The sequence below is a fragment of the Pseudomonas sp. S2_A02 genome, from assembly GCF_054668495.1.
On sequence record NZ_CP162776.1, the window covers coordinates 19384 to 32105 of the forward strand.

Genomic DNA, 12722 nt, shown 5'->3' on the forward strand with positions numbered 1-12722 from the left:
CGAACTAATTACTTCGGATTCAATGTAGGAGCGGCGGTGCGGCGCTCCCCCCTTGGATGGATAATGTTTGGAAATATTTTGTTCAGAACGCAAAGCACGAACAGCCAAACGCGCCCCAGAACCCTTGAAAGTCACTGACCGGCGCTGACGACAACCGCGCCCGCTCATGGCTATGGGCATGCACCGCGCAAGCGCCCACGCACTGGTGTACTTGCGCGGTCAGCGGCGCCAGTGGTTTCCAGTGTCCCGGTACATTCACCACGGGCGACCACTCAGGCACCACCGGGATGGGCGGTGGTCCCAGTTTTTCGAATTCGACGCTGCCATGGACAATCTTGCCGTCGACAATGGTCAGCACCGACTCGATCCATTTGATGGCTTCGTCTTCGATGTGAAAGTAGTCCGCCGACAGCGCAATCAGATCCGCCAGTTGCCCGACCTTGATCTGGCCTTTCTTGCCTTGTTCGGAGGAAAACCAGGCGCTGCCGTGGGTGAACAGTTCCAGCGCCGTATCGCGGCTCAAGCCTTGCGGGTACAGCGCCAGCCCGCCGACGGTGCGGCCGCTGACCAGCCAGTACATCGAGGTCCAGGGGTTGTAGCTGGACACGCGCGTGGCATCGGTGCCGGCGCCCACCGGCACACCCTCGGCCAGCATGCGCGCGATCGGGGGAGTCGCTTCGGCTGCCTTCGCGCCGTAACGGTCGACAAAGTATTCGCCCTGAAACGCCATGCGGTCCTGGATGGCGATGCCGCCACCGAGGGCTTTAACCCGTTCAATGTTCCGAGGGGTGATGGTTTCGGCGTGATCGAAGAACCATGGCAAGCCGTCGAACGGAATATCCCGATTGACCTTCTCGAACACGTCGAGCATGCGGCTGATGGATTCGTTGTAGGTGGCGTGCAGGCGGAAGGGCCAGCGCTGTTCCACCAGATGCCGCACCACCGGCTCCAGTTCCTGCTCCATGGTCTGCGGCAGGTCGGGACGGGGTTCGAGGAAGTCTTCGAAATCCGCTGCCGAGAACACCAGCATTTCCCCGGCACCGTTGTGCCGCAGGAAGTCGTCGCCCTGACCGTAATGGGAAGTGCTGGTCCAGTTTTTGAAATCGGTCAGCTCTTCCTTGGGTTTTTGGGTGAACAGGTTGTAGGCAATGCGCACCGTGAGTTGCTGGTCTTTGGCCAGTTGCTGGATGACTTGATAATCGTCTGGATAATTCTGATAACCGCCGCCGGCATCGATGGCGCTGGTGACGCCGAGTCGATTGAGTTCGCGCATGAACTGACGGGTCGAGTTGACCTGGTATTCCAACGGCAGCTTCGGCCCCTTGGCCAAGGTCGAGTAAAGGATCATTGCATTGGGGCGGGCGATCAGCATGCCGGTGGGGTCGCCATTGGCATCGCGCTGGATCTCGCCGCCCGGCGGGTTCGGGGTGTCGCGGGTATAACCGACCACTTTCAACGCCGCACGATTGAGCAGGGCGCGGTCGTAGAGGTGCAGGACGAACACCGGTGTGTCCGGCGCGGCCTTGTTCAATTCTTCAATCGTTGGCAAGCGCTTCTCGGCAAACTGGAATTCGTTCCAGCCTCCGACCACTCGCACCCATTGCGGCGTAGGCGTGCGATCGGCCTGATCCTTGAGCATGCGCAAGGCATCGACCAGGGACGGGACGCCTTCCCAGCGTAGTTCGAGGTTGTAATTCAGACCTCCACGGATCAAGTGGAGGTGGGAGTCATTGAGCCCCGGAATCACCGTGCGGCCATGCAAGTCGATGATCTGGGTGCCGGGACCTTGCAGCGCCATGGCCTGGGCATCGCTGCCAACCACCACGAAGCGCCCGTCCTTGATCGCGACGGCACTGGCCTGGGGTTTCTTGCGGTCGACGGTGTGCAGGCGTCCGTTGTAAAGAATCAGATCGGCCGGGGCATCGGGCATGGTTTTACTCCCTGCGAATAGTGGGCTGACCCAGGCACCGACGGCGCCTGCCGAAAGGCCTTGCAATACACGGCGACGGCTGAAGTCGTTGTGCTCGTCAGGTGGGCTCATGGCAGCGCTCTCCAGAAAGTTCTTCACAAAGGAGCGAGGATCAACAGCCGATGTCTGACGCATGCGGCCAGAAGGAATATAGTCGGCAAATCCGCAGATAGCCGTTTTTCGAGGGCGAAAACGACGAATCCCGCCACAAGGGGCGGGATTCGTTTGCAGCCAGACGTGCTCCCGAAAGACGGGAGCGGCGTGCTTAGGCCGGGAACAGCTCGGACAGTTTCATGGCCAGCATCATGTCGCCTTCAGCGCGCAGTTTGCCACCCATGAACGCTTGCATGCCGTCGGTCGAACCGTCGACGATGCCTTCCAGGGTTTCGCCGTCCATTACCAGAGTGACCTGGGCGTCCGGGTTCTCGCCTTCTTGCAGTTCGCAGGTGCCGTCTTTGACGATCAGCGAGAAGTTCTTGGTGTCGTCGATGCGGAAACCGAATACCAGGTCCAGACCGGCAGCAGCGGCTGGGTTGAACTTGGCTTTCATTGCTTGTACGGCATCAGCTACGGAGGTCATGGTTCGATCCTTTCTTGGGTAATAAGAGCTGGGTGATTACAGCCAGGGTCACAATAATCCGGACTCAGCGAAATGTGATGAGTTCCGGGGCCTTCAGCAGTTGCAGGTGTGCATGACTGTTGAAGGAAGCCAGGGCCACCTCGCGACCGCGAAACTTAAGCAGGTTGAGCGAGGTGTTGACGATTTGCCAGTTCAGTTCAAAGGCCTGTTTTGCAGGCATTTGCGTAATGAGGTGGAGCAGGGCAGTGATGGTGCCGCCGGAGGTGAACACGGCGATTTTCTGGGTATTGTCGGCTTGTTCGAGCAATCGATGCAGACCGGCCTGCACGCGTTCGACGAAACCCAGCCAGCTCTCAAGGCCCGGTGTGTCATAGGTGCCGGCAAGCCAGCGCTCGATGATCAAGGCAAAGATGCGTTGGAACTCGGCACGGTTTTGTGCGGCGTTGCGCAGGATATCCAGCGCTTGGGGCTCGTCCTCCAACATGGCCGGCAGCAGGGCACGGATCACCGCGTCGGCATCGAATTCGTTGAAGGCGCAATCGATTTCCAGCACCGGTACCGGCACACCGACGGCGGCGAACTGTTCCAGCGCGCTGTTGGCGGTATGTTGCTGGCGGCGCAGGTCGCCCGACAGGCAGCGATCGAAGCTGACACCGAGTTCGGCCAGGTGCTGGCCGAGGAGTTCTGCCTGGCGAATACCGGTCGGCGACAGGACGTCATAGTCGTCTGCACCAAAGGAGGCCTGGCCATGTCGAATCAAGTAGATGCTGCCCACGTCCGCGTCATCCCGGTACGTTGAAGGTTTGGCGAGGTTATGAGGATGGCGGTGAGCTGTCAATGAAAAAACATACGCTTGTTTGAAATGCCCGTTACAGGCCTGTTGCCAGAGGTTTCACGGCTGGCCGTCAGGCCGGCGGATGGGTATGCTGGAGGTATCCCGCGCGTGTTTACCCCGCGCATTGATTGAAGGAGTCCCTGTGGAGCTTTTGTTCGAGTACGCCATTTTTCTGGCAAAGACCGTGACTCTGGTGATCGCCATTCTGGTGGTCCTGGCCAGTTTTGCGGCGTTGCGCAGTAAAGGTCGGCGCAAGTCGGCCGGGCAGCTGCAAGTCAGCAAGCTCAATGATTTTTACAAAGGGCTGCGCGAACGCCTGGAGCAAACCTTGCTCGACAAGGACCAGCTCAAGGCCTTGCGCAAGTCCCAGGCTAAAACCGAGAAAAAGCAAAAGAAGAAACCCGAGGCAAAACCACGGGTGTTCGTGCTGGATTTCGACGGTGATATCAAGGCATCGGCCACTGAGAGCCTGCGCCACGAAATCACCGCTCTGCTGACTCTCGCCACACCAAAGGATGAAGTGGTGCTGCGTCTGGAAAGCGGCGGCGGCATGGTCCACAGCTATGGTTTGGCGTCTTCGCAACTGGCGCGGATTCGTGAAGCCGGTGTGCCGTTGACCGTGTGCATCGACAAGGTCGCGGCCAGCGGCGGCTACATGATGGCGTGCATCGGCGAGAAGATTATCAGTGCACCGTTCGCGATCCTCGGCTCGATCGGCGTGGTGGCGCAGTTGCCCAACGTCAATCGTCTGCTGAAAAAACACGACATCGACTTCGAAGTGCTGACGGCCGGCGAGTACAAACGCACCCTGACCGTGTTTGGCGAAAACACCGAGAAGGGCCGGGAGAAATTTCAGGAAGAGCTGGATATCACTCATCAGCTGTTCAAAAACTTCGTTTCCCGCTATCGCCCGCAACTGGCCATCGACGAAGTGGCCACCGGTGAAATCTGGTTGGGTATCGCGGCTCTGGACAAGCAATTGGTGGATGAACTCAAGACCAGCGATGAATACCTCGCCGAACGCGCCCAGCAGTCCGAGCTCTATCACTTGCATTACGCCGAGCGCAAAAGCCTGCAGGAGCGCATCGGTATCGCGGCCAGCGGTTCGGTGGATCGCGTGTTGCTGAACTGGTGGAGCCGGTTGACCCAGCAACGCTTCTGGTAAGCCTTTGGCGGGCTTCTGCAAAAAATTCAAACCGCGGATTTCCGCGGTTTTTTTCGTCCGGCATTTAAGACTGTTCACTTTCCTGCGGACTCAGCGAAACGTCCTAACTAGCCTGCCGATCATTCCGACTTACGCTTGAATCGCCGCTGATTATTCTGGTGATTCCCAATAGTTTGCAATGGAATGCACATGAATGATCACGCCCATGGCGACGCCCCTACACCCAATATCCTGATGCACAACGAACTGAAGGCCGCAGTGGAAACCGCACTACCGCAAACCCCCGCTCAGTTTGGCGAGCGCTTGATAAAGGAGAAGTGGGGAGCCGACATCGATCCGCAGACAGCCCTGCTGGTAACGCTCGATTACAACTACCATGGGCATCCTCCAGAGAACGGTGTCCATCAGGGGCAGGTGGGGAATTCCCGCACTCTGATCCAGGCGCTGCTTGGCAACTATCAGACGGTGGGCGATGGGCGCTTCGGCGAAACGGTGTTTGGTTTGTACGCGCCGCCGGACATCGGGCCGTCGGTTCGCGTTGTCGAGAAGGTCGACGAGTTTGCCTATGTGGGCAGTGGCAACCACGACACCTATGAAGGCATTTACCGCGCCACGGTTCCGCAATCGTATGGCCCGCACACGCAAATCAATCTGCGGCCTGCCGATTTCAAACAGTGGGTCTGGGGGCTGTCTCTTTCCGATCGATACCAGACTTATCTTGATCAAGCCTGGCCGTCGGACGCGGTCATTGCTGCTCCCGGTCCTTATGCCCTGAGGACGTCGGTCAAGGCCGCTTTCGTCATGGCGGCCCGCCTGCAATATGAAGAACGGTGCCTGTCCCGAAAGGGGTTGGAACTCGCCATGCAAGCCGCCGGGTTGCCCGCCGCTCAGACCTGGGAAGCGCTGACGATCGAGCAATTGCAAGCGCCGACAAAAATGCCCCCGGGTGTCGAGGCGAGTCGGTTGAAACTGTACCGTTATACAGCGACGGATATCTGGTGCTTTCAAGAGCGATCAGGGTCCAGGGTGCTGCTGTACATCCCCGGCAATTCTTCACCGTTGCACGAATTCACCGATAGCCGGCAGATGCGCCAATGGCTCGTGGCTCAGGGCCGGGGCGCCGATACGAAACAGGCACTGGCGGCTCACTTTTCTGAAGAGGATCGCGAGGACGGCACCTTTCATGCGGGTGTACTGACCGCGTTGGAGGGCATGGCGGTTTATCCCAAGATGCACAGGCTGACGAAGAATGCCGGGTTCTTCAACGATGATGGCCATTGGGATCCAGACGACTACATCGACTTTGATCGCTCACCCAGCGCATCCGACCCTTTTGCGCAGTTGGTGGGTTCCATGAAGCAGGCCGCCCAGGACAGCGTCAAGACCATCCGCGACGATGCCCAGGTCAACCGTGACAATCTGAGCGCTTTCGTCGAGCCGATCGTGCAATGGATCAATCGGTTCGGGCCGCTGGCGTTGTTTGTGCCCGGAGGTGAAGGATTGTTGGTGCTGGCCGGGCTTATTGATGCCGGTTACGGTCTGGAAGAGGCCGTCGAGGGGCAAACACCCAGCGAGCGTTCGGAAGGCGTGACGCGAACTGTGTTTGGCTTGCTCAATGCATTGCCGCTGGTTGGGGCTGTCGCCTCGTTAGAACGCGAAGGCGCCGACGTCGCCGCACTGACCAGGACCGAGCACGAGACTGGCGAGCCTGATGTGCAATCCGGCAACAGACCGACTGGTGATCTGTCCACTCATATTGCTCCCCCGGAACCGACCACGCGGATGCCGAGTCGTCTGAGCCTGCTGCGAGGGATAGGCGCCCCGGTCGACGCTTTCAGCGATGAAGTCCTGCTGCAGATCGGCAAGGTCAGCGCCATTGATGACGATCTGCTGCGAATGATGCAGGCCGGTCGTCGACCCACTCCTGTGTTGGCCGACACTATCAGCCGCTTCAAAATCGATCAGGACGTCGTGGAGGCCCTCGACAAAACGCAGGCTGACGGGAACGAGGCGTTGCAGGCCCGTCGAGTGGAGTTGTTCAACACTCGCTATCAGGCACTCCAGCACTCGGAACATGAATGGGTCCGATTGTTTCAACAGCAATATCCCGGCCTGCCGAAAAGTGCGGTGGAGCAGATGCTTGATCGCTATGGCATAGAATTCACGGCGACGCCGGATGCGATCCAGGCCAAAGGGGTGTTCAGACAATTGGACAGCAAGGCCCGTCAGTACCAGCAGCATGTGAGGCTGGCCCGTGCTTATGAAGGCCTTTATCTGCGGTCCGTGGCCCATTCCGATTCGGACACGCTGGCTTTGCACTCACTGAGGAACCTGCCCGGATGGCCGAAAAACCTGCGAATCGAGGTGCTGGACGGCTCGCTGCACGGTCGGGTGCTGGATCGTTGCGGCTCGCTTGATGCGGCTGATTGTCGTCGTTTGATCAAAATCGATGACCACTATCAATACGTCGATGTGCCCGCCCAAACCATCGTACGTGCGGACTTTTACGGGGCCGTCAACGGTGTGTTGTCCGCGGATGAGCGTGCGGCGTTGCAGTTTCAGTCGCTGAACCCGGCCAACGAACTGAAGCTCAATCTCCGCGACCGTGCGCTATCACGCGCCGAATTCGGCCTGGGTCTGGGCAGAATGGACGGGGGACTACCCTTCGAAATGCAAGGCTTGAGGGGCGGCGGCTTCCCGACGACCCTGCAGGCCGCAGCGTTGACCCACGAAACGCTGAGGCTACAAGTCAGGGACCTCTATCCCGACTTCGGCAACGCGCAGGCCGATGAATGGCTGCAACATGCCGGAGAAAGCGTTCAGTCGCAGCTCGATGGATTGAAGCAGCAATTTGAGCAATTGAGTACGGATTTGACGGGTTGGATCGACCAGAGCCTGCAGGATCTCGATGACATGGACCTCGACTTTCTGGCGCCTGGCGACGAGGACGCCGCAGGCATGAATCATACGGAGATCGCGGAGCATAACGTCGCACTGTTGCAGTACACGATGGAGTACGAGCGCGAGACCCGGATGGAACTGGCTGACGAGCTGATCTCTATCTGGCAAAAATGCCCGCCACAGGCCAATCGTCTTTATTCCGGGGAGACGCTAACGGGATACAAACTGGATCTGGACTTCGAGGACTTCCACCGTTTGCCGGTCATGAATGTGAGGTTCAACGAGGTGATCGAATTGTCGATGCGCGGATTCCATCTGATTGAACGTGAGAGCTTGAACGGCTTCCTTGAGTCTTTCCCCAATCTGCGCGTCTTGAGCCTGGAAAAAGTCGATCTGCGGCTGGCTGACGCTGCGGGGGAAATGAAAGGTGTTCTGCCGCCGGCGATTCCGCGAATGAGCCATCTCACGACCCTGAATCTGAAAGCCACGTTTATGCAATTCAGGGAGAACTCGGCGGCGCAACTGTGTGACTTGATCAACTTGCAATCATTGGACTTAAGTGAAAACCCCTTGGGTGTTCCGCCGATGTTGTTAGGAATGAACGAACTGCGTCAGGTGAACTTGAGGAATACAGGGATCAGTAGATGCCCGATCGGAATTCGGGACGAACCCTACCTGACGTCGCTGGACTTGAGTGACAACCAAATCACCAGGGTTCCACCAGCGGTGCTGAGCCAGGCCGTCGCACGGGATCGAGTGAGGCTCTGGGGTAACCCACTGACCGACGAGGACACGTTGCGGCGCTTGGTCAATCATCGGCAACGCACCGGGATCAACCTGTGGTTGAGTACGCCAGGAGCCGACTATGGCAATCCGGTTGCGTGGTTGCAGGAGGGTGACGAAGCACTGCGGCAAGCCAGGCGAACGATCTGGCAGCAATTGGCGGTCAAACCGTCGGGAGGTCGTTTCCTGAGGGTCATCGATGGGCTCAGCCTGACGGCGGACTTTCAGGTCGACTATATGGCGTTGCAAGCGAGGGTGTGGCGACTACTGAGCGAAGCTCAGGCGTCGGACGAGTTGTGGGGCTGGCTGAACCGGTTTGTTGAAGGCACAGCGATCGATGCCGAAAATCCGCTGGGAATTTTCACCGCGATGGAAGATCGGAGCAGGCTTTACCGCGATTGGGTAACGATGGGGCGGCCCTTTCCGGTAATAACCGAGCAGGCCTAGAAGAGGATGGCCTTGAACCCCGCAAAGGGTTCAAGGCCTGGACATCAACGGCGACGGAACAGCGGCAGCGGTTCGTCGGTGGCGGCCTGATAGGTCACCGAGAAATCCTTGAGACCTTCAAGGGCTTCGTACGGGTCTTTATCGGCCCGGATGGCGAACGCATCGAAACCGCAGCGGTGCATATAGAACAGCTGGTCGCGCAGCACATCACCGATCGCCCGCAGTTCGCCTGTGAAACCATAACGGTCACGCAACAGGCGAGCGTTGGAGTAGTTGCGACCATCGGTGAAGGCCGGGAAGTTCAAGGCGATGACCTTGAACTGATCCACGTCGTCACCGATTTCTTCGGCTTCTTCATCGGCGTCCAGCCACACACCCAGGCCGCCATCGCGAGCCTTGAGCATACGGCTGTGCTCGCGCCACAGTTGCAGCGGGACGATAAGGTCGTCGCAGTTGCTGATCTCGTCGATGTTGAAGTCCTTCGGCAGCAGGTGCCAGGTTTCGTCGACGACTTCGTTGTTCTTAATTATTCGCTGCATAGACGCGCTCCTTGAAGAGGTCGATGCCGATACGCTGATAGGTGTCGATGAAGCGCTCGTCTTCGGTACGTTGTTCGATGTACACGTCGATCAGCTTCTCGATCACGTCAGGCATGGCTTCCTGTGCGAAAGACGGGCCGAGGATCTTGCCCAGGCTCGCATCGCGGCTGGCGCTGCCACCCAGGGACACCTGGTAGAACTCTTCGCCTTTCTTGTCCACCCCGAGAATGCCGATGTGGCCGACGTGGTGGTGACCACAGGCATTCATGCAGCCAGAGATGTTCAGGTCCAGCTCGCCAATGTCGAACAGGTAGTCCAGGTCGTCGAAACGGCGCTGGATCGACTCGGCGATCGGGATCGATTTGGCGTTGGCCAGGGAGCAGAAGTCGCCGCCCGGGCAGCAGATGATGTCGGTCAGCAAGCCGATGTTCGGTGTGGCGAAACCTTGCTCGCGCAACTCGCCCCACAGTTCAAACAACTGGCTCTGCTCGACATCGGCCAGAATGATGTTCTGTTCGTGGGAGGTGCGCAGTTGGCCGAAGCTGTAACGGTCGGCGAGGTCGGCAACGGCATCAAGCTGCTTGTCGGTGATGTCGCCCGGCGCAACGCCAGTCGGCTTCAGGGACAGCGTCACGGCAACGTACCCCGGCTTTTTGTGCGCGAGGGTGTTGCGGGTGCGCCAGCGGGCGAAGCCTGGGTGCTGTTTGTCGAGCTCGGTCAGTTCGGCCGTCTGGTTGTCCAGGGTCTTGTAGTCCGGATCGACGAAATGTTTCGCCACGCGATGCACTTCGGCGTCGGTCAGCGTGGTCTGGCCACCGCGAAGGTGTTCCATTTCCGCGTCGACTTTCTGAGCGAACACTTCGGGCGTCAGGGCCTTGACCAGAATCTTGATCCGCGCCTTGTACTTGTTGTCGCGACGGCCGTAGCGGTTGTAGACCCGCAGGATGGCGTCGAGGTAGCTCAACAGGTCCTGCCATGGCAGGAACTCGTTGATGAACGCGCCCACCACCGGTGTACGGCCCAGGCCGCCACCGACCAGCACACGGAAGCCCAGTTCGCCCGCGGCGTTGTGCACCGGCTCAAGGCCGATGTCATGGACTTCGATGGCCGCACGGTCGGATGTCGAACCGTTGATGGCGATTTTGAATTTGCGCGGCAAGTAAGCGAATTCCGGGTGGAACGTGGTCCACTGACGGACGATTTCGCACCACGGACGCGGGTCGATCAACTCATCGGCCGCGACACCGGCGAACTGGTCGGTGGTGACGTTGCGCAGGCAGTTGCCGCTGGTCTGGATCGCATGCATCTGCACGGTCGCCAGTTCAGCCAGGATGTCCGGGATGTCTTCCAGGGCCGGCCAGTTGAACTGCACGTTCTGCCGCGTACTGATGTGGGCGTAGCCCTTGTCATAGTCGCGGGCAACTTTGGCCATCATTCGCGTCTGGCGCGAAGTCAGTTGGCCATAGGGCACCGCCACCCGCAGCATCGGCGCGAAGCGCTGGATGTAAAGGCCATTTTGCAGGCGCAGGGGGCGGAATTCTTCTTCGCTCAGCTCGCCTGCCAGATAGCGTCGGGTCTGATCACGGAACTGCTTGACGCGGTCCTCGATGATCCGCTGATCGTACTCGTCGTATACGTACATATAAGTCCTGTTCTCAGGCTTGGGCCGGTCGGATCCAGTTGCGTTTTTCGCTTGCTGAAGTCTCCGATACTGCCTCGGCAATTCTGCGCGCACGGCCGCGCACTCCCAACGGAGCGGAGGCAAGATACCAGTTTGCAGTTATGCGCAAAAGTGATGTTTGAGTATATGTAAAGAACCAAAACGACTAATGAAGTTCATGGGGGTAAAACCCACATTTGTGGTGCGGGCAATCATCGTCTTAACTGTGGTCGAGTCTTTATGCAATCACCGATAAAACCGACAAGAGGCGATGCAATGAGCAACCCAACCAAAGCAGGGAAAAGCGATAGCACGGTCGATGCCTGGGCGATTTTGTTCCTGATCATCCTGGTCGTGGGCACCGCGGTGTTCTGGGTCAGCCATCAATAAACGACCCCGTCCGGGCCCGGCGCCGACGATTGTCGGACAGAAGCCGGAATAAGCACCGTTCCAAGGGAGTTCGCTGGCTATAATGCGCGGCGGATTTTCGGGGGCTCGGACGTTTAATGTTGAAGTTCTTCTATGGTGTAGTGCTGGCGCTTGGTACGGTCTTGGGGCCGTGTGCTCAGGCGGCGTCCGTCGTATTCCTGAATCCGGGAACGAGCCAAGAAACGTTCTGGGTCAGCTATTCGCAGTTCATGCAGGCCGCAGCCAGGGACCTGGGCATGGATTTGCATATCCGCTATTCCGAGCGAAACGCCGAGACCACGCTCCAGCAGGCCCGCGAAGTCCTGCAAGGGCCGAATCGACCGGACTATCTGGTGTTCGTCAACGAACTGTACGTCGCGCCCGAAATCCTGCGCCTGGCTCAAGGCAGCGGTGTGAAACTGTTTTTGGTCAACAACGGCCTGACCGCAGACCAGATGCACCTGCTCGGCGCCCAGCCGGACAAGTATCCCGACTGGTTGGGCAGCCTGGTGCCCAACAATGAGGAGGGCGGCTACTTGATGCTCAAGGAGCTGATTCGCCTGCATCGCCCGGTCGCGCCCGGTCAGGTCATTGATCTGGTGGCCTTTTCCGGCCTGAAAATCACGCCAGCCGCGCAACAGCGTGAGAAGGGCATGATGCGGGCATTGGCCGAACACCCTGAAGTGCGGTTGCGCCAGTTGGTCTATGGCGGCTGGACCCGCGAGCGCGCCTATGAACAGGCCAGGTTGTTGTTCAAGCGTTATCCGCAAACGTCGCTGGTCTGGTCGGCCAACGATGAAATGGCCTTTGGCGCCATGCAGGCCTACGCTGAAACGGGCGGCCAACCCGGCAAGGACGCATTGTTCAGCGCTGTCAACAATTCACCAACCGCGTTACAGGCGCTGTTGGAAGGGCGGTTGAGTGTGCTGTTGGGCGGGCACTTCACTCTGGGTGGTTGGGCCCTGGTGCAACTGCATGACTACGACATGGGGGTGGATGTCAGCCAGTACGGCGGGCGCGACCGGCAGATTCCATTGTTGCAGCTGATCGATCACGCACAAGCCAAGCGGTTGCTGGCATTGAGCGCTACTCAGGATTACGACGTGGATTTCCAGAAGCTCTCGGCCAAGGGGCGACCGACGTCGTATCGCTACCCGTTCAGCCTGCAAGCCCTTATGCACTGAGCCAGTTCAGATACCCGCCAGGTGCACCACTAGTTTGACGATGCCAAACAGCGTCAACGCGAACACTACAGTGAACAGAATCCCCAAAATCACGAAATGACTCGGCTTGCCGTGGGTGAAATCCCGGGCCCGATTCTTCCCGCTCTGTACCCCGAACGCGGCAGCCAGCACGCTGTGCAGCATTTGCCAGAAGGTTGGTGGTTTGTTGTTGTCGACTGGATCGTCCATAAATCCCCCGTCACATGTGCATG

General features: G+C 58.8%; 9 protein-coding genes. 3 read left to right on the forward strand and 6 right to left on the reverse strand.

Features of this window, described 5'->3' with window-relative positions:
• Positions 1-82: 82 nt before the first annotated feature.
• From AB4O41_RS00095 to AB4O41_RS00105, 3 genes are all read right to left on the reverse strand, one after another.
• The gene (locus AB4O41_RS00095; protein WP_460148455.1) at positions 83-1930 is read right to left on the reverse strand and encodes an amidohydrolase; all 1848 of its coding nucleotides are present in this window, start codon (positions 1928-1930) and stop codon (positions 83-85) included.
• 304 nt (positions 1931-2234) lie between these two features.
• On the reverse strand, positions 2235-2549 hold the full coding sequence (locus AB4O41_RS00100) for an SCP2 sterol-binding domain-containing protein (RefSeq protein WP_123356684.1): 315 nt from the start codon (positions 2547-2549) through the stop codon (positions 2235-2237).
• 64 nt (positions 2550-2613) lie between these two features.
• On the reverse strand, positions 2614-3324 hold the full coding sequence (locus AB4O41_RS00105; RefSeq protein WP_123356686.1) for a histidine phosphatase family protein: 711 nt from the start codon (positions 3322-3324) through the stop codon (positions 2614-2616).
• Between the two features lie 202 nt (positions 3325-3526).
• Between AB4O41_RS00105 and sohB the strand changes: the two genes are divergently transcribed.
• On the forward strand, positions 3527-4549 hold the full coding sequence (sohB, locus tag AB4O41_RS00110) for a protease SohB (RefSeq protein ID WP_460145682.1): 1023 nt from the start codon (positions 3527-3529) through the stop codon (positions 4547-4549).
• Between the two features lie 189 nt (positions 4550-4738).
• The gene (locus tag AB4O41_RS00115) at positions 4739-8680 is read left to right on the forward strand and encodes a dermonecrotic toxin domain-containing protein (protein ID WP_460145683.1); all 3942 of its coding nucleotides are present in this window, start codon (positions 4739-4741) and stop codon (positions 8678-8680) included.
• Between the two features lie 44 nt (positions 8681-8724).
• On the opposite strand, the gene AB4O41_RS00120 is transcribed toward AB4O41_RS00115, so the two are convergent.
• The gene (locus AB4O41_RS00120) at positions 8725-9219 is read right to left on the reverse strand and encodes a DUF934 domain-containing protein (protein WP_460145684.1); all 495 of its coding nucleotides are present in this window, start codon (positions 9217-9219) and stop codon (positions 8725-8727) included.
• On the reverse strand, positions 9203-10861 hold the full coding sequence (locus tag AB4O41_RS00125) for a nitrite/sulfite reductase (protein ID WP_460145685.1): 1659 nt from the start codon (positions 10859-10861) through the stop codon (positions 9203-9205). Before AB4O41_RS00125 ends, AB4O41_RS00120 begins: the two co-directional genes overlap by 17 nt.
• A 524-nt stretch (positions 10862-11385) precedes the next feature.
• On the opposite strand from AB4O41_RS00125, the gene AB4O41_RS00130 reads away from it, so the two are divergent.
• On the forward strand, positions 11386-12471 hold the full coding sequence (locus tag AB4O41_RS00130; RefSeq protein WP_460145686.1) for an ABC transporter substrate-binding protein: 1086 nt from the start codon (positions 11386-11388) through the stop codon (positions 12469-12471).
• Between the two features lie 6 nt (positions 12472-12477).
• Here the strand turns inward: AB4O41_RS00130 and AB4O41_RS00135 are convergent, their stop codons facing one another.
• Complete coding sequence (locus tag AB4O41_RS00135; protein ID WP_460145687.1) at positions 12478-12699, reverse strand: DUF2970 domain-containing protein; 222 nt, start codon at positions 12697-12699, stop codon at positions 12478-12480.
• Positions 12700-12722: the final 23 nt, after the last annotated feature.